The sequence below is a fragment of the Enterobacter sp. JS8-1 genome (assembly GCF_049187015.1).
Lineage (GTDB): Bacteria > Pseudomonadota > Gammaproteobacteria > Enterobacterales > Enterobacteriaceae > Enterobacter > Enterobacter mori.
Map to the genome: position 1 here is coordinate 3235041 of NZ_CP185805.1, position 17191 is coordinate 3252231.

Annotated in this window: 14 protein-coding genes; 6 read left to right on the top strand and 8 right to left on the bottom strand. The window is 56.3% G+C overall.

Translation table 11 applies throughout. The features are described 5' to 3' along the window. Positions 1 to 53 precede the first annotated feature (53 nt). The gene (fghA, locus tag ACOQH0_RS15380; RefSeq protein ID WP_120157818.1) at positions 54 to 881 is read left to right on the top strand and encodes an S-formylglutathione hydrolase; all 828 of its coding nucleotides are present in this window, start codon (positions 54 to 56) and stop codon (positions 879 to 881) included. A 99-nt stretch (positions 882 to 980) separates the two neighbouring features. Here the strand turns inward: fghA and cirA are convergent, their stop codons facing one another. From cirA to yieE, 3 genes are all read right to left on the bottom strand, one after another. Next, entirely contained in the window at positions 981 to 2951 is a 1971-nt protein-coding gene (gene cirA / locus ACOQH0_RS15385; protein WP_421510763.1) for a catecholate siderophore receptor CirA, read from the bottom strand. 225 nt (positions 2952 to 3176) lie between these two features. Further along, positions 3177 to 4646 (bottom strand): amino acid permease, encoded by a 1470-nt coding sequence (locus ACOQH0_RS15390; protein WP_421510764.1) that lies wholly within the window; start codon positions 4644 to 4646, stop codon positions 3177 to 3179. Between the two features lie 170 nt (positions 4647 to 4816). Then, positions 4817 to 5683, bottom strand: coding sequence for a DNA-binding transcriptional regulator YeiE (gene yieE / locus ACOQH0_RS15395; protein ID WP_100165868.1), 867 nt, complete (start codon positions 5681 to 5683; stop codon positions 4817 to 4819). Positions 5684 to 5781: 98 nt separating this feature from the next. Between yieE and ACOQH0_RS15400 the strand changes: the two genes are divergently transcribed. Both ACOQH0_RS15400 and nfo read left to right on the top strand, forming a co-directional pair. Then, positions 5782 to 6828 carry a YeiH family protein gene (locus tag ACOQH0_RS15400; RefSeq protein ID WP_421510765.1) on the top strand — a complete coding sequence of 349 codons (1047 nt, stop codon included), beginning with the start codon at positions 5782 to 5784 and terminating at the stop codon, positions 6826 to 6828. Positions 6829 to 6892: 64 nt separating this feature from the next. Further along, complete coding sequence (nfo, locus tag ACOQH0_RS15405) at positions 6893 to 7750, top strand: deoxyribonuclease IV (protein WP_089597956.1); 858 nt, start codon at positions 6893 to 6895, stop codon at positions 7748 to 7750. A 75-nt stretch (positions 7751 to 7825) separates the two neighbouring features. Here the strand turns inward: nfo and fruA are convergent, their stop codons facing one another. Genes fruA through fruB form a run of 3 tightly spaced genes read right to left on the bottom strand, consistent with a single transcriptional unit; the run spans position 7826 to position 11596 of the window. Continuing rightward, entirely contained in the window at positions 7826 to 9511 is a 1686-nt protein-coding gene (gene fruA, locus ACOQH0_RS15410; RefSeq protein ID WP_089597955.1) for a PTS fructose transporter subunit IIBC, read from the bottom strand. A gap of 16 nt (positions 9512 to 9527) precedes the next feature. Continuing rightward, positions 9528 to 10466, bottom strand: a complete 939-nt coding sequence (gene fruK / locus ACOQH0_RS15415; RefSeq protein ID WP_010433510.1) for a 1-phosphofructokinase — start codon at positions 10464 to 10466, stop codon at positions 9528 to 9530. After that, a complete protein-coding gene (fruB, locus tag ACOQH0_RS15420) occupies positions 10466 to 11596 on the bottom strand; it encodes a fused PTS fructose transporter subunit IIA/HPr protein (RefSeq protein WP_348556392.1) in 1131 nt (376 codons plus the stop codon). The genes fruK and fruB overlap by 1 nt, the downstream gene beginning before the upstream one ends. Positions 11597 to 11961: 365 nt before the next feature. On the opposite strand from fruB, the gene setB reads away from it, so the two are divergent. Then, positions 11962 to 13143 (top strand): sugar efflux transporter SetB, encoded by a 1182-nt coding sequence (gene setB / locus ACOQH0_RS15425; RefSeq protein WP_421510766.1) that lies wholly within the window; start codon positions 11962 to 11964, stop codon positions 13141 to 13143. Here the strand turns inward: setB and ACOQH0_RS15430 are convergent. Continuing rightward, on the bottom strand, positions 13140 to 13394 hold the full coding sequence (locus tag ACOQH0_RS15430; RefSeq protein WP_421510767.1) for a YkgJ family cysteine cluster protein: 255 nt from the start codon (positions 13392 to 13394) through the stop codon (positions 13140 to 13142). The two genes, setB and ACOQH0_RS15430, sit on opposite strands and share 4 nt — an antisense overlap. 164 nt (positions 13395 to 13558) lie before the next feature. Here ACOQH0_RS15430 and yeiP point away from each other — a divergent pair, with 164 nt between their 5' ends. Beyond that, positions 13559 to 14131, top strand: coding sequence for an elongation factor P-like protein YeiP (gene yeiP, locus ACOQH0_RS15435; protein WP_008500940.1), 573 nt, complete (start codon positions 13559 to 13561; stop codon positions 14129 to 14131). A gap of 119 nt (positions 14132 to 14250) precedes the next feature. Here yeiP and uxuA read toward each other — a convergent pair whose 3' ends face one another. After that, the gene (gene uxuA / locus ACOQH0_RS15440) at positions 14251 to 15441 is read right to left on the bottom strand and encodes a mannonate dehydratase (protein WP_042715826.1); all 1191 of its coding nucleotides are present in this window, start codon (positions 15439 to 15441) and stop codon (positions 14251 to 14253) included. A gap of 205 nt (positions 15442 to 15646) precedes the next feature. Here uxuA and ACOQH0_RS15445 point away from each other — a divergent pair, with 205 nt between their 5' ends. After that, the gene (locus tag ACOQH0_RS15445; protein ID WP_010433495.1) at positions 15647 to 17113 is read left to right on the top strand and encodes a mannitol dehydrogenase family protein; all 1467 of its coding nucleotides are present in this window, start codon (positions 15647 to 15649) and stop codon (positions 17111 to 17113) included. Positions 17114 to 17191 lie beyond the last annotated feature (78 nt).

Consider the following 17191-nt stretch of genomic DNA (forward strand, 5'->3'; position numbering starts at 1 on the left):
AAAACTCTGTATTATGGATTTTATGAATACGTATCATCATTAAGGAGCCTTGCATGGAACTGCTCGAAGAGCACCGTTGTTTTGAAGGTCGACAGCAGCGCTGGCGGCACGACTCCACCGTACTGAACTGTGCGATGACGTTCAGCATTTTCCTGCCGCCGACGGAAAAACCGCCGGTTCTGTTCTGGCTTTCTGGCCTGACCTGCAACGACGAAAACTTCACCACCAAAGCGGGTGCGCAGCGTATTGCGGCAGAGCTTGGCATTGCGCTGGTGATGCCAGACACCAGCCCGCGTGGGGATGAGGTCGCCGACGATGCCGGATACGATTTAGGCAAAGGCGCCGGATTTTATCTCAACGCGACCGAGCAGCCATGGGCGAGCCACTACCGCATGTATGACTACATTCGTGACGAGCTGCCTGCGCTGATTCAGGCGGAGTTTGCTGTGAATGACCGTTGCGCCATCAGCGGGCACTCAATGGGGGGTCACGGTGCGCTTATCATGGCGCTGAAAAACCCTGGGAAATACACCAGCGTGTCGGCGTTTGCGCCGATTGTGAACCCAACGCAGGTACCCTGGGGGCAAAAAGCCTTTACCCACTATCTGGGCGATAATGCAGAAACCTGGCAGGAATGGGACAGCTGCGCGCTGATGCTGGCAAGTCAGACAGAGGATGCGATACCAACGCTTATCGATCAGGGTGATGCGGATCAGTTCCTCGCAGGACAGCTACAGCCTGCGGTGCTGGCTGAAGCGGCTCGCCAGAAAGACTGGCCGCTGACGCTGCGCATTCAGCCGGGGTATGACCACAGCTATTACTTCATCGGGTCTTTTATTGAAGATCATCTCCGCTTCCATGCGGAGCACTTGTTCGCATAAGTGCGTGCGATTGCCGGGTGGCGGCTTCGCCTTACCCGGCCTACGTTCGTGGTTTTTGTAGGCCCGGTAAGCGAAGCGCCACCGGGCATAAAGGTTACATCAGAACGTATAATCCACGCCTACAAAGTAGCGACGACCATCTTCCGTATAGCTGTAATCGTCACGGCTCAGGTCTTTATCCAGCAGGTTCTGCACGCCTGCGCGCAGCTTAACGGCTTTCGTTGCCTGCCATGCCGCACCGGTGTTCCAGATAACGTAGCCGCCCGGCGTCGGTTCACCGCTGGTAAGCGCGCGTTTCTCGCCTTTATAGTTACCCTGCACATAGAACGACCAGTCCTGAGTTGCCTTCCAGTCAACGGTTCCGTTGGCGGTGTGGAACGGCAGTTCGGAGAGCGGCTTGTTGCCGCCATTGCTGATATCACGACCATCGTTGTAGGTGTAGTTCAGCGTGACTTTCCAGTCTTCCGCAATCGGGAATTTCAGCTCGGTTTCCACCCCACGGATACGCGCCTTGTTGACGTTGTAATAGCGGAAAATGGGTTCGCCGTCGGCGTTCAGCCCAACATAGTTCGGGTAGCTTTGCGCCTGGTTCACGTTAGCCGTACGGCTGATGCTGATGCGGTCGTCCACGTCGTTCTGGAAGGTGGTGATGCTGGCCTGCACGCCTTCTAGCCAGCCCTCTTCCCCGCTGTAGTAGAGTCCAAGCTCGAAGCTTTCGCTGGTTTCTGGCTTCAGATCCGGGTTACCGACAATCTCGCAGGCGCCGCGGCAGGAACCGGTGATCCAGTCCGGGCTGAGCTGCAGCAGCGATGGCGCTTTAAACGCGGTGGCCCAGCCCCCTTTCACCGTGACGGTGTCGGTCGCGTTGTAGACCAGATAGGCACGCGGGCTCCAGTGGTCGCCGTAGGTTTCATGGTCATCCATACGGATGCCGGTGGTCAGCGCCAGCGGCTCGAAGATACGCCATTCATCTTCAAGGAACAGCGCGTACTGGCTTGCCGAGGTCGTGCTGCTGGTACTCCCTGTCAGGTTGACCGGATCCTTCAGCTTATCGTGACGCCACTCGCCGCCGAAGGTCAGCAACTGATTGATTTCGCCCAGCGGCAGGACGTATTTCCCGTCAACCGCGTTACTCTCGGAGGTAATCGGACTGCTGTTGCCCGGGTTTTTGTTGTCGACCTTCTCGCCGTACACCTTCAGTTCACTGTTGCCCAAGCCCCAGCGGCCGTTGTGGCTCAGGGAGTAGTTCTGGCGCTCAAGGCGGTTTTTGTCGAGGGAGTCAGAGTCGCGATCCTGGCGGTCGAAGCCGTATCCCGCGGTAAAGTCATGATTTTCCGTCGGCGTCCAGGCGAATTCGACGTTGGCATCGCGGCTGGTGAAGCCTTCGATACGCGGCGTTTCACCGTTCGCAGAAGTAGAGGAGCGTTGCTGATCGTCTTTTTCACGTTTAGACACGCTGCCGTAGGCTTTAAGCCCCAGCACGCCGTCCACCAGCGGACCGCTAGTGTAGAACTGACCGTTGTTGGTGTCACCGCGGTCGCGGTGTTCCTGAATGGTTGAATCCGCGCTCAGGGTTCCGGTCCATTTCTGACCGATTTTTTTGGTGATGATGTTGACCACGCCACCCAGCGCATCGGAACCGTAGAGGGAGGACATCGGGCCGCGCACCACTTCGATCCGCTCGATAGCGTCGACAGGCACCCAGTTCAGGTCAAAATCGTTGTGGCGGAATACCGCATTGCGGGAGCTAACGCGTTTGCCGTCGACCAGAATCAGTGTGTAGCTGCTGTCCAGACCGCGAATGCTGACCCCTTTGCGGTTGTCCCCTTCGTTTGTGAGCTGCACGCCAGGCACATCCTGTAACACATCTTTCAGGTTCTGAACGGGCTTACGCTTTAAGTCTTCCTGAGTAATGACGCTAATGCTCGCCGGTGCGTCTTTCAGGTTTTGCTCGGTCGCGGAGGCCGTTACAACCAGTGTGTCGCCAGATTCCGCAGCGATGACAGGCAGTGCCAGGGACATTGCGGACGCACAAAGTCCTCCCCTGACGAAGGGATTCAACCTAAACATTCCATATCTCCATGAGGTAAATACAACTAAATCAACAAATTATTGCTCACAACGCCTGAGGGGCCGCCCGCATCTTCGGCAGGTCGGTGTGCTGCTTATTATCCCGTAACGATAAAGCAAACGATAACCATTATCAATTCAATTGTTAAAAATTATATCCGTTCTGCATACTGTGGAGATAAAAAAGCCCGCTCAGGTGAGCGGGCTAAAAGAGAGGAACTGCGGTTATTGTTTAAATCGTTCCGGGAAATCCATTTCACTGTAGCGAACGAAGTGGGTTCCTTTCGTCAGTTTGTAGCCAAACCAGATGATCAGGAACAGCGGAATACCGATGTAGGTGGCCGTGACAGCGCCCCAGTCAATGGAATCCGCAAGGAAGGCTTCATAGTTCTGCCCCAGGGTAATAATCAGGCACAGAATGAAGGCGAAAATCGGCCCCAGCGGGAAGAATCCCGAGCGGTACGGCAGGTTATTCAGGTCATGGCCCTGCATCACATAGCCGCGACGGAAGCGGTAGTGGCTGATGGCAATCCCCAGCCAGGCGATAAAGCCCGTCATCCCGGAGGTATTCAGCAGCCACAGGTAGACCGTCTGGTTGCCAAACATAGAGGTCAGGAAGCACAGACCGGCAATCACCGTAGTTGCATACAGCGCATTACGCGGTACGCCGCCACGTGACAGTTTGGAAAAAATACGCGGGGCTTTACCGTCGCAGGCCAGGGTGTACAGCATACGAGTGGATGCATACATGCCGGAGTTACCCGCAGACAGCACCGCCGTCAGGATCACCGCGTTCATCACCGCCGCCGCCGAGAGCAGACCCGCGTGCTGGAAGACCAGCGTGAACGGGCTGACGCTGATGTCTTTGACATCGTTACGCAGCAGGCTCGGGTCGGTATACGGAATAATCAGGCTGATAATCAGAATAGCGAACACATAGAACAGCAGAATACGCCAGAACACCTGACGCACCGCGCGCGGAATGTTCTTCTCCGGGTTTTCAGACTCACCGGCCGCAATACCGATAAGCTCGGTTCCCTGGAAGGAGAAGCCGACAATCATCGCCACGCCAATCATTGCCGAGAAGCCCCCGGCAAACGGCGCATCGCCTATCGTCCAGTTACTCCATCCGGCAGGCTGAGCGCCTTTAAAAATACCCACGATCATCGCCACGCCGACAACGATAAAGATGATGACGGTAGCCACTTTAATTAAAGAGAACCAGTATTCTGCTTCGCCGAAACCGCGCACGGAGATGTAGTTCAGCAGGAAGATGACGGCCAGGAACAGGGCGCTCCAGATCCAGCCCGGCGTATCCGGGAACCACCAGTTCATCACCAGCTGCGCGGCGACCAGGTCAACGGCGATAGTGACCGCCCAGTTGTACCAGTAGTTCCAGCCCAGCGCGAAGCCGAAACCTTCTTCAACGTATTTTTGCCCGTAGGTTGAAAACGAGCCGGACACCGGCATGTAAGCCGCCAGTTCACCCAGACTGGTCATCAGGAAGTAGACCATCAGGCCAATCAGGATATAAGAGAAGAGTGCCCCACCCGGGCCTGCTGCCGAAATCGTTGCGCCAGAGGCAACGAAAAGACCTGTACCGATTGAACCGCCGATAGCGATCATCGTCAGGTGACGCGCCTTAAGTTCGCGACGTAGCGCGGGCGCTTCTGTGGTTTTAGTTTCTGAAACCATGTGAAAATGCTGTCCATTTATTAAATGAGGCGCGATTGTAGCAGACGATCTCCGTTCCTTCCGGCAGAAATACCCAGTTATAAGAGAGCTTCATGACTCGGCCAGGATTATAAGTAAAGCATAATTTTTCCCTCTCCCCTTTGGGGAGAGGGTTAGGGTGAGGGGCGATTTCACATCTCGCAATAGCGCAGAAAACGCTGCAGAGCGCTGGAAAGGTGTTTCTGGCGATGGTGAATGCACCACAGCGTGCGCACCAGCTTCGGCAGAGGAATGGGAATTTCGACCAGCGATCCGACCTCAAGCTGTTCAGCGATCACGCGCCGCGAAAGGCAGCTGATGCCCAGTCCATGACGCACCGCGTGCTTAATGGCCTCTGAGTTGCCCAGCTCCATCCCCAGCTGGAACTGCGGCAGATGGGAGAGCAGCAGGTAATCGACGATTTCACGCGTGCCAGAACCCTGCTCGCGCAGGATCCACTGCGCCTGCGCCAGACGTTCCAGCGTCACCTCGCCCTGTAATAAAGAAGAGGCCGGGGAGGCAAACACCACCAGTTCATCTTCCAGCCAGGGTTCGGCAATGATATCCACGTTGTGGCACGGCCCTTCAATCAGGCCGATATCGACGCGGAAATCGATCACCGCGTTAATCACGTCCTGGCTATTGCCCACGCTCATCTCCAGCGGCAGCGTCGGGAAATCACGGCGGTAGCGGGCAATCACCTCCGGCAGGATGTAGTTACCAATGGTGCTGCTGGCAAACACGCGGATCGCGCCGTTGTCTTCGCGGAACAGCTGTTCAATTTCGATGGCCTGTTCCAGCAATGCCAACGCGCGCGGGTAAAGCAGACGGCCATGTTCGTTGACCACCAGCCGCTTCCCTACCCTGTCGAACAGCTGCACGCCCAGCTGCCCTTCGAGATCGGTTAGCGCCGCACTGACCGCAGACTGCGAGAGCGCCAGCATCTGCGAGGCCTGGGTCGTCGATCCACTCTTCAGCACTTCAGCGAAGACTTCCAGTTGACGCAATGTAATGTGCATGGTTGTTTACCACTTATATAGATTAATTATAAATATATAATCAATTTTATTTTTAAGCCAGTGCGCCGTAACCTTTAAGCCAGACAAAGGAGAAGGTTATGTCAGAACTCACCTTACAACATCATCGTACAGTGTGGCACTTCGTGCCGGGTCTTGCGCTCAGCGCCGTGATAACCGGCGCAGCATTATGGGGCGGCAGCATTCCCGCTGTTGCGGGCGCAGGTTTCAGCGCCCTAACGCTGGCCATTTTGCTCGGCATGGTGGTCGGGAATACCCTATACCCGCGCATCTGGAAATCCTGCGACGGCGGTGTAATTTTCGCCAAGCAGCATCTGCTGCGTCTCGGGATCATTCTTTACGGCTTTCGCCTCACCTTTTCGCAGATTGCGGATGTGGGTGTGAGCGGGATTGCCATTGACGCCCTGACCCTGACCAGCACCTTTTTACTGGCCTGCTTTATCGGCCAGAAAGTCTTTGGGCTGGACAAGCACACCAGCTGGTTGATCGGTGCCGGGAGCAGTATCTGTGGGGCAGCGGCGGTGCTGGCAACAGAACCCGTCGTTAAAGCCGAAGCCAGCAAGGTAACCGTGGCGGTGGCGACGGTGGTGATCTTCGGTACGCTGGCGATCTTCCTCTACCCGGCGATGTATCCCCTGGTCGCCCACTGGTTTAGCCCGGAAACCTACGGCATCTATATTGGTTCGACCATGCACGAAGTGGCTCAGGTAGTCGCAGCAGGACACGCCATTAACCCGGAAGCCGAAAACGCGGCGGTGATTGCCAAAATGCTGCGCGTGATGATGCTGGCCCCGTTCCTGATTTTCCTGGCCGCGCGGGTTAAACAGCTGGCTCCGGCTGGCGGCAGCGAGAAGAGCAAAATCACCATTCCGTGGTTTGCTATCCTGTTCATCGTGGTGGCAATCTTTAACTCCTTCCACCTGCTGCCAAAAGCGGTAGTGGATATGCTGGTGACGCTGGACACCGTGCTGCTGGCGATGGCGATGGCGGCGCTGGGTGTGACCACTCACGTCAGCGCACTGAAAAAAGCCGGTGCGAAACCGCTGCTGATGGCGCTGGTGCTCTTCATCTGGCTGATTGTCGGCGGTGGCGCGATTAACCTCGCCGTGCACAGCCTGATGGCATAAACCACTACATCCTTCTCCTGTTAACCCGCTATCATAAGCATTTCGGGTTAACAGGAGTCCCTTTATGAAATACGTTGGAGCGCACGTTAGCGCCGCCGGTGGCCTTGCGAATGCCGCCATTCGCGCCGCCGAAATCGAGGCAACCGCTTTCGCCCTGTTCACCAAAAACCAGCGCCAGTGGCGCGCCGCAGCGCTTACCGCTGAAGTGATTGATGATTTCAAAGCCGCCTGTGAGAAATACCACTACGGGCCTGGCCAAATCCTTCCCCACGACAGCTACCTGATTAACCTCGGGCACCCGGTTCAGGAAGCGCTGGATAAATCACGCGAGGCGTTTCTTGATGAAGTGCAGCGCTGCGAACAGCTGGGGCTGACGCTGCTGAACTTCCATCCTGGTAGCCATCTGATGCAGATTGACGAAGATGCCTGTCTGGCGCGCATTGCCGAGTCCATCAACATGACGCTGGACAAGACCAAAGGCGTCACCGCGGTGATTGAAAATACCGCCGGTCAGGGCAGCAACCTCGGCTTTAAGTTCGAACATCTGGCGGCGATTATTGACGGCGTGGAAGACAAATCCCGCGTGGGCGTGTGCATTGATACCTGCCACGCGTTTGCGGCCGGGTATGACCTGCGCACCACCGAGGCAACGAAAAACACCTTCGAAGAGTTCGAGCGCATCGTGGGCTTTCAGTACCTGCGCGGCATGCACCTGAACGATGCAAAAAGTGCGTTCGGCAGCCGCGTTGACCGACACCACAGCCTGGGCGAAGGCAACATCGGCCATGATGCGTTCCGCTTTATCATGCAGGACGCCCGCTTCGACGGTATTCCGATGGTGCTCGAAACCATTAACCCGGATATCTGGGCGGAAGAAATCGCCTGGCTCAAAGCGCAGCAAACCGCTGAACAGGCGGCATAAAAAAAGCCGGGCTGCTTACGCACCCGGCTTTTTTTGTAGGTCGGGTAAGGCGAAGCCGCCACCCGACACCTTTTATTACGCTGCTTTTGCCACAACTTCCGCTTCCGGACGCTTCAGCACCGCATAAGACAGCCCCGCCACCAGCGTACCGGCAATAATCGCCAGCAGATAGCCCAGTACCGGAGTGATTGCGCCTGGGATCAGCAGCACGAACAGACCGCCGTGTGGTGCCATCAGCTTAGCGCCAATCGCCATAGAGATTGCACCCGTTACCGCACCACCGACGATACAGCATGGCAGAACGCGCATTGGGTCACGTGCTGCGAACGGAATCGCGCCTTCGGTAATGAAGCAGAGGCCCAGAACCAGCGCCGCTTTGCCGCCTTCCTGCTGTGCTTTATCGAACTTACGACGGGCAATGATCGTTGCCAGACCGAGCGCCAGCGGTGGCACCATACCTGCCGCCATGATCGCCGCCATCGGCGCGTAGGTCTGGGTACTCAGCAGGCCAACGCCAAAGGCGTACGCCGCTTTGTTCACCGGGCCCCCCATGTCGGTACACATCATACCGCCGAGGATTGCGCCCAGCAGAACCGCGTTAGCGGTGCCCATGGTTTGCAGCCAGTGGGTCAGACCCGCCAGAATGCCCGCAACCGGCTTACCAATCAGGTAAATCATCGCCAGACCGACCACCAGGCTGGAGATCAGCGGGATAATCAGGATCGGCTTCAGCGCTTCCATACTCTGTGGCAGCTTCAGCTTAGCGCTAATCAGCTTCGCGACGTAACCCGCCAGGAAACCGGCAATGATACCGCCGATAAAGCCAGAACCGGTGCTCACCGCCAGCATACCGCCGATAAGACCCGGCGTCAGACCCGGACGGTCAGCAATGGAGAAGGCGATAAAGCCTGCCAGTACCGGTACCATCAATGCGAACGCGGAGCCGCCGCCGATCTGCATTAACGCAGCCGCCAGCGTGCCTTCTTCTTTAAACGCGGTAATACCAAATGCGAAGGAGAGCGCGATACACAGACCGCCAGCCACCACCATCGGCAGCATGTAGGACACGCCGGTCAGCAGGTGGCGATATGCGCCAGCAGACTCTTTTTTCCCTTCGGTCGGGGTTTTCGCTGCACCGGTCGCCTGATACGGCCTGGCTTCCACCAGCGCCTTATCAAATTCCTGAGCGGTCTTTTTCAGCGCCAGACCGGTAGAGGTGCGGTACATTGGCTTACCGGCAAATTTCGCCAGATCCACTTCGATATCCGCCGCCACGATCACCAGATCGGCTTCCGCCACTTCTTCAGGGGTAATCGCATTGCCCGCGCCAACCGAGCCGCGCGTTTCAACTTTCACCCACCAGCCGCGTTTTTTCGCTTCGGTTTCAATGGCTTCAGCCGCCATAAAGGTGTGCGCCACGCCTGTCGGACAGGCCGTAACCGCGACAACGCGTTTCGGACCGGAAGCCGCAGCCGGGGCCGCCGCCACAGGCGCACTGTACACAGTGGCGTGACCTTTCGCTTCGCTCAGGAACAGCTCAGGATGTGCCACCGCGCGATTAATATCGCCCAGCCACACTTTTTTGCCGTTCAGCGCGCTGTCTGCGGGGATTTTATCGCCCAGGACAATCGCCAGTTCGGCATCGCCTGGGTTATCAATGATGTCCAGGTGTGCTTTTTGTGCCGCCGCGCCCAGCAGGGTCTTCGCCATGTAGGCGCGAGCCTGTCCGAGACCGGAGTCAATGATCAGCAGCGTTTTCATTATTCCTCTCCTGCTGTTAGTTAAAAGGTTTTAAGTCAACGCGCGCCATCATCGCGGCTAACTGGGTACGATCGGTAATACCGACATTGCTCTGGCTCACGGCCAGGGCAGCAACGGCGGTGGCAAGACGTAACGTATGTTCACTTGATTCACGCATCAGCAGACCGTAGATCAGCCCACCAACCATGGAATCCCCCGCACCAACGGTACTCACGACTTCCATTGACGGCGGTTTGGCAATCCATTCACCTGAAGCGTTAACCCACAACGCCCCTTCTGCACCCAGCGAAATCACCACGTGAGCGATACCCTGCTCGCGCAGCGCATGGGCAGCTTCAATCACATCCTTTAATTCTGGCAGCTTACGGCCTGCCCAGATCTCCAGTTCGCGACGATTTGGTTTCACCAGCCACGGAGAGGCTTTAAGACCCGCCACCAGCGCATCGCGGCTGCTGTCAAAAATAATGCACGGGCACTGGCTGCGCAGGCGCGTCATCCAGTCGGTGAAGGCTTCCGGGCTCACGCCGGACGGCAGGCTGCCGCTGACGCACACCATGTCGAACTGGCCAAGCCAGGTCAGGGAGTCGGTGACAAAGCGTTCCCAGTCAGCAGGCGTCACTTCGAAGCCAGAGAAGTTGAGATCGGTGACTTCGCCGTCTTTCTCCGTCAGCTTAACGTTGATGCGGGTACGGCCCTGAACGACCTGGAAACGGTTGGCAATGCCCAGCTCGCTGAACAGCTGCTGGAAACCGTCCTGGTTATCTTTTCCGAGGAAGCCGCCGACGGTGACGTCGATACCGAGGTCTTTCAGCACCTTCGCGACGTTAATCCCTTTACCCGCCGCATGCAGGCCTGTGGTACGCACGAGGTTCACTTCGCCGCGTTCAATTTCCGGGCAAAAGCCCACCAGGTCGTAAGCCGGGTTCAGCGTAATAGTCGCAACACGTCTGCTCATTATGCGCCCTCCCCCAGACCTGCCGCGATGGCATCGCCAATCGCTTTCAGTGCCTGTTCAGCATCGGCACCCTGTGCGGTGAAGCGCAGACGGTGGCCTTTCTTCACGCCCAGCGCGACAACTTTCATCAGGCTACGGCCATTCGCCGGTTTGCCTGAGCCATCCAGGTTGGTCACGGTAATCTCGCTTTCAAATTGTTTAATGGTGTTCACCAGCATGGTGCCCGGACGAGCGTGCAGGCCGTGTTCATTACGCACCACGAACTCTGCGTTCAGCACGTCCTCGGTCAGCGCATCGTCGCTGGTCAGCAGCGCAAGCACGGTGGCTGCATCAGCGTTCAGCAGTTTTTCAGCATTGTTGTTCAGCAGCAGATCGCTCAGGCGCTTCAGTACCGCAACCGGCTGGTCATCGACCATTGCCACGGTGACCAGCATCGCGGCGCGCTCGCCATCTACGTCAAACGCAGTAGCGGCGCGGCTGACAGCAACTGCGCTGCGCAGGTTGCCTTCAGCACTGTCGTTCAGCCAGACGCCCTGGCCCAGATTCAGCGGCTTATCATTGATAGCGCGCGTAACGAATGTCGCATCGGCCGCACCGGCCTCCTTCAGGCGACCCGCGTTCAACGCTTGCAGGGTCACCAGGTCAGAGGCTGCAACATCCAGCGTCAGGGTTTCATTATCCAGTTTCAGCGCTTCGCTCTGTTTTTCACCCATCAGCAAGGCGCGCAGCTCTTCAGCCGTGGTCACAGACTTCAGCTGTTCCGCCACCGAGTCATCGCTCAGCACGTGCGTCAGCTGGCGCAGCAGGCCCAGGTGTTCGTCGCTGCTGGCGGCGATACCGATAGCCACATAAGCCACCTGACCGTCACCCCAGAGCACGCCCTGCGGGAACTGATAAACCTGCACGCCCGTTTTCAGCACCTGGTCGCGGGTGTCGGTGGTGCCGTGTGGAATAGCGATGCCATTGCCGAGGAACGTTGAAGTCTGCTGCTCGCGGGCCAGCATGCCGTTAACGTAACCCTCTGCCACGTTACCTGCCTGCACGAGGGCAGCGGCAACCTGGCGAATAGCCTCTTCTTTCGTCCCGGCCTGTGCGCCCGGGTGAATATCCTGAACAGATAACTGGAACATGGTTCTCCTCTCCTGCTGAAGTTGAATCGTTTCAGCCTTAATGAGAAAAAATGCGCTAACCTGCTCCGTCAGTTAAAACAAGATAGCGCTGAAACGTTTCAAAAAGTCTTGCTCTTTCTGCAAAGCGTTGCAAGGAAAGTTACATTTGGCTGTTCAGAATTTAGAGTTACAGCACATTTCTCCTTTCTTCAGCTGAATAGTGCTGACGTTCAGCACGTCAGTTTCAGCTAAGTTCAGCAACCGTTTTCAAATTGAAATGCCATTTTGATTTTTTGTAGCAAAAGTGACCGCACCCTCTGTTTATTTCATGACTGGCGGCGTAAACTCCGCGTCTTTCTGACCCACGCTGATCCTGATACGAAAACATGCATAACACCCCCGCTGCCGCCTCACCAAAGCCCCTTGATTTGACGTCAACGGCGTTTTTGATCGTTGCTTTCCTTACCGGGATCGCCGGGGCCTTACAAACGCCCACGCTGAGTTTATTTCTGACCAATGAAGTCCACGTCCGTCCGGCGATGGTCGGCTTCTTCTTTACCGGCAGCGCCATCATCGGCATCCTGGTCAGCCAGTTTCTGGCAGGACGTTCCGACAGAAAGGGCGATCGCAAAAGCCTGATTGTCTTTTGTTGCCTGCTGGGGGTATTCGCCTGCGTGCTGTTTGCCTGGAACCGTAACTATTTCATTTTGCTTTTTATTGGGGTATTTCTGAGCAGTTTTGGCTCTACCGCCAACCCGCAGATGTTTGCCCTTGCCCGTGAGCATGCTGACCAGACCGGACGCGAGGCGGTGATGTTCAGCTCAATCCTGCGTGCCCAGGTGTCGCTGGCATGGGTCATTGGTCCACCACTGGCTTATGCGCTGGCGATGGGCTTTGGCTTTACGGTGATGTACCTGAGTGCGGCGGTGGCCTTTGTCGTGTGCGGCACAATGGTGTGGTTCTTCCTGCCCTCAATGCGTAAAGAGCCGAAACTGGCGACAGGCGCGCTGGAAGCACCGCGTCGTAACCGCCGCGATGCCTTGCTCCTCTTCATCATCTGTACGCTGATGTGGGGCACCAACAGCCTTTATATCATCAACATGCCGCTGTTTATTATTGATGAACTGCACCTGCCGGAGAAGCTGGCGGGCATCATGATGGGGACGGCCGCTGGCCTTGAGATCCCGACCATGCTGATTGCTGGCTATTACGCAAAGCGCTTTGGGAAACGTTTTTTGATGCGCATCGCGGCGGTCGCCGGGCTGCTGTTCTATGTCGGGATGCTGACGGTGCATACGCCCGCGCTGCTGCTGGCTTTACAGCTGCTGAACGCCATCTATATCGGCATTCTCGCCGGGATTGGCATGCTCTACTTCCAGGATTTAATGCCGGGTCAGGCAGGCTCTGCCACCACCCTTTATACTAATACCACCCGCGTGGGCTGGATTATTGCGGGCTCGATGGCCGGTGTCGTGGCGGAGATCTGGAACTACCACACGGTATTCTGGATTGCCCTGGTAATATGCGTCCTGACGATAACCTGTCTGACGCGGATCAAAGACGTTTAGGGCGCGGTGAGCGCTTCCAGCTCAAGCAGGTACGTCATCGCCTGCGCTCGCGTATTGCCGCACATGTCCGCGGAAGGCTGAAGCCCGGAGCACACCTTTGGGCGCAGGGGCGACCCAAAGATCATACAGAGATTAGCGTCAGAAAGCTGAACGCAGCGGGTATTGGCAGGCTTGCCCTCCGGCATTCCTGGAATGGGGCTTGAAATGGACGGTGCAGTACAGCACGCGCCACAGTCTGAACGACAATCCATAAATGCTCTCAGTCAGTGATGAACACCCGCGCAGTCGGGCATCGGGCGCACAGTAACACCTTTTTTGTATTGATAGCAAAAGCCACGAATTCCGCTTGCCTGAAAGGCCGCGCGCGAGTAATTTGGCGCGATATTTTTTACCTCCCGTAAACAGGATTACTGCAATGCCAAGAGCGAACGAAATTAAGAAAGGTATGGTACTGAATTACAACGGCAAACTGCTGATTGTGAAAGATATCGATATTCAGGCACCTAGCGCCCGTGGTGCAGCGACGCTGTATAAAATGCGTTTCGCCGATGTGCGTACCGGCCTGAAAGTAGAAGAACGCTTTAAAGGTGACGATATCGTCGATACCGTGACCCTGACCCGTCGCTATGTTGATTTCTCCTACATCGACGGCAACGAATACGTGTTCATGGACAAAGAAGATTACACCCCGTACATCTTCACTAAAGATCAGATCGAAGAAGAGCTGCTGTTTATCCCTGAAGGCGGTATGCCGGATATGCAGGTGCTGACCTGGGACGGCGTGCTGCTGGCGCTGGAACTGCCTCAGACCGTGGATCTGGAAATCGTGGAAACCGCACCGGGTATCAAAGGCGCGTCGGCCAGTGCGCGTAACAAACCGGCTACCCTGACCACCGGTCTGGTTGTGCAGGTGCCAGAATACCTGTCTGCTGGCGAGAAGATCCGCATCCATATCGAAGAAAAACGCTATATGGGTCGCGCTGACTGATTGCGGCATTTGTCGGGTGGCGGCTTCGCCTTACCCGACCAACAAAAACACAAAAACCGGCTCTCAGGCCGGTTTTTTATTGTAGACCCGGTAAGCCCGTCGCCATCGGGCAATAGCGCTTACAGAAGCTCCGGATACTTCGTCATCTTCAGCGCCAGCTCAACGCCGCGCACTTCTGCCATCCCTTTCAGGCGACCAATCGCCGAATAGCCTGGGTTGGTTTTCTTACGCAGATCGTCCAGCATCTGGTGTCCGTGATCCGGACGGAATGGAATAGGACGCACATCGCCCGCGTGCTTACGGCGCACTTCTTCCGCCAGAATGGCATCCACCACCGCCACCATATTCACGTCACCGTTCAGGTGCGCGGCTTCGTGGAAGGTTTTTGGGTTCTCTTCGCGGCAGGTTGCACGCAAATGCGTGAAGTGAATACGATCGCCAAAGGTTTCAATCATCCGTACCAGGTCGTTATCCGCACGCACGCCGTAAGAACCGGTACACATCGTAAAGCCGTTATAGATACTGTCTACCGTCTCTTTCAGCCACTGCATATCTTCAATCGTCGACACAATACGCGGCAGGCCGAGGATAGGACGCGGAGGATCGTCCGGGTGAACAGCAAGACGCACGCCGGACTCTTCTGCCACCGGTACTATCGCGCGCAGGAAGTACGCCATGTTTTCGCGCAGCTGGTTTTTATCGATATCACCGTATTCCGCCAGACGCGCGCGGAACTGGTCCAGCGTGTAGCCTTCTTCAGCACCCGGCAGCCCGGCAATGATGTTGCGGGTCAGCTTTTCAATATCCGCTTCACTTGCTGCGTGGAACCACGCGAGCGCCTGCTGCTGCTCTTCTGCGGTGTAATCCGCTTCAGCACCCGGACGCTTCAGAATGTGCAGTTCAAACGCCGCAAACGCGATCTGGTCGAAACGCAGCGCTTTTGAACCATCCGCCATCTGGTATTCAAGATCGGTACGCGTCCAGTCCAGGATAGGCATAAAGTTATAGCAGACCGTATCAATGCCGCAGGCCGCCAGATTTCGGATACTCTGCTGATAGTTGGCAATCCAGGTCTGGTATTCACCCGAATGGGTTTTGATATCCTCGTGGACCGGAATACTTTCCACGACTGACCAGGTTAACCCCTTCTCCGCCAGCAACGCCTGACGCTTTTGAATTTCCTCAACCGGCCACACTTGCCCGTTAGGAATATGATGCAGTGCCGTGACAACGCCTGTCGCGCCAGCCTGACGCACATCATCAAGAGAAACCGGATCGTTCGGCCCGTACCAACGCCAGGTTTGTTCCATTGCCTCACCCTCTCAAGTTGTTATACCAATATGGTTTACTGCAATGACGACTACCATACATGTTTACCGCGAAGGGTCAATACAGCGCCACACATTGATTGATCAAACTCACAGAACGGGGATATTTACGGCTTACCAATTCAATTTGCTGTCATATAACTTTACACTGCCATTGTTAATTAATGGTTAATCAGGTGTGTATTTCATGAAGACAATTGCTTCCACCTCGCTTCCTGCCCGCGTGCAGCAGCCTCGCTACGATCGCCAGCAATTACGCTCGCGCATTGTCCATTTCGGCTTCGGCGCATTTCACCGCGCGCATCAGGCGTTGTTAACAAACCGGGTGCTGAATGAGAAAGGAGGCGACTGGGGTATTTGTGAAATTAGCCTCTTCAGCGGTGATGTGCTGATGAGCCAGCTGCGCGCGCAGGATCATCTCTTTACCGTGCTGGAGAAAGGTGCGGAGGGGAACCAGGCTATTGTTGTCGGCGCGGTACATGAATGTCTGAATGCCAAACTCGATTCGCTGGCGGCCATTATTGAGAAATTTTGCGAACCGCAGGTTGCGATTGTCTCCCTCACCATCACGGAAAAAGGCTATTGCATCGATCCGGCGACCGGCAAGCTGGATATGCACAATACCCGCATTCTGCACGATCTGGAAAACCCGACCGAGCCGCATTCCGCGCCGGGGATCCTGGTCGAAGCCCTTCACCGCCGTCGCGAACGCGGCCTGCCGCCGTTTACCGTTCTCTCCTGCGACAATATCCCGGACAACGGCCACGTCGTAAAAAACGCCGTGCTCGGGATGGCGCAAAAACGTTCCGCTGAGCTGGCCGGGTGGATTGATGCTCACGTGAGTTTCCCGGGCACGATGGTCGACAGAATTGTCCCCGCCGCAACGGAGACCTCGCTTGCGGAAATCACGCAGGAACTTGGCGTTGAAGATCCCTGCGCCATCAGCTGCGAGCCGTTTATTCAGTGGGTGGTCGAAGATAACTTTGTCGCCGGACGCCCTGAGTGGGAAGCTGCAGGCGTGCAGATGGTGAAGGATGTTCTACCGTGGGAACAAATGAAGTTGCGGATGCTCAACGGTAGCCACTCTTTTCTGGCTTATCTGGGATACCTCGCCGGATACGCGCATATAAATGAATGCATGGAGGACGCGAGCTTCCGCGAAGCCGCCCGCCGCGTAATGCTGAACGAGCAGGCTCCCACATTGCGCATCACAGACGTGGATCTCACGGCCTATGCCGACAGCCTGATCGACCGTTTTGCGAATCCCGCATTGCAGCATCGAACCTGGCAAATCGCGATGGACGGCAGCCAGAAGCTGCCTCAGCGCATGCTGGATGGGATCCGTGTCCATCTCGAACGTAAAAGCGCGTGGCCGCTGCTGGCGCTGGGGGTTGCAGGCTGGATCCGCTACGTCAGCGGCACGGATGAGCGCGGAGACGCGATTGATGTTCGCGACCCGCTTAGTGATAAAATCCAGTCAATCGTCAAGGCCAGCAGTGAAGCGGAGCGCGTGAACGCCCTGCTGACGCTGAGCGAAGTCTTTGGACAGGATCTGCCTCATAACAGCGTCTTTGTAAATGCGGTAAACGAAGCATATCAGCGCCTGACCCGCTACGGTGCGCGTCAGGCTGTTATTGAAACGTTAAATATTTAACCATTCTTGCCCTTAAGGCGAACGGAAAACCTCTCCGTTCGCCCTTCCCCCTTCTCATGACGCTTTTTTTTCGCCAGG

What these genes read in the sequence shown, in the direction of transcription:
- ACOQH0_RS15430 (WP_421510767.1), bottom strand. Translation starts at nt 13,394, where the DNA reads ATGGATTGTCGTTCAGACTGTGGCGCGTGCTGTACTGCACCGTCCATT.
- fruK (WP_010433510.1), bottom strand. Translation starts at nt 10,466, where the DNA reads ATGAGCAGACGTGTTGCGACTATTACGCTGAACCCGGCTTACGACCTG.
- fruA (WP_089597955.1), bottom strand. Translation starts at nt 9,511, where the DNA reads ATGAAAACGCTGCTGATCATTGACTCCGGTCTCGGACAGGCTCGCGCC.
- ACOQH0_RS15390 (WP_421510764.1), bottom strand. Translation starts at nt 4,646, where the DNA reads ATGGTTTCAGAAACTAAAACCACAGAAGCGCCCGCGCTACGTCGCGAA.
- setB (WP_421510766.1), top strand. Translation starts at nt 11,962, where the DNA reads ATGCATAACACCCCCGCTGCCGCCTCACCAAAGCCCCTTGATTTGACG.
- nfo (WP_089597956.1), top strand. Translation starts at nt 6,893, where the DNA reads ATGAAATACGTTGGAGCGCACGTTAGCGCCGCCGGTGGCCTTGCGAAT.
- yeiP (WP_008500940.1), top strand. Translation starts at nt 13,559, where the DNA reads ATGCCAAGAGCGAACGAAATTAAGAAAGGTATGGTACTGAATTACAAC.
- yieE (WP_100165868.1), bottom strand. Translation starts at nt 5,683, where the DNA reads ATGCACATTACATTGCGTCAACTGGAAGTCTTCGCTGAAGTGCTGAAG.
- cirA (WP_421510763.1), bottom strand. Translation starts at nt 2,951, where the DNA reads ATGTTTAGGTTGAATCCCTTCGTCAGGGGAGGACTTTGTGCGTCCGCA.
- fruB (WP_348556392.1), bottom strand. Translation starts at nt 11,596, where the DNA reads ATGTTCCAGTTATCTGTTCAGGATATTCACCCGGGCGCACAGGCCGGG.
- uxuA (WP_042715826.1), bottom strand. Translation starts at nt 15,441, where the DNA reads ATGGAACAAACCTGGCGTTGGTACGGGCCGAACGATCCGGTTTCTCTT.
- ACOQH0_RS15400 (WP_421510765.1), top strand. Translation starts at nt 5,782, where the DNA reads ATGTCAGAACTCACCTTACAACATCATCGTACAGTGTGGCACTTCGTG.
- fghA (WP_120157818.1), top strand. Translation starts at nt 54, where the DNA reads ATGGAACTGCTCGAAGAGCACCGTTGTTTTGAAGGTCGACAGCAGCGC.
- ACOQH0_RS15445 (WP_010433495.1), top strand. Translation starts at nt 15,647, where the DNA reads ATGAAGACAATTGCTTCCACCTCGCTTCCTGCCCGCGTGCAGCAGCCT.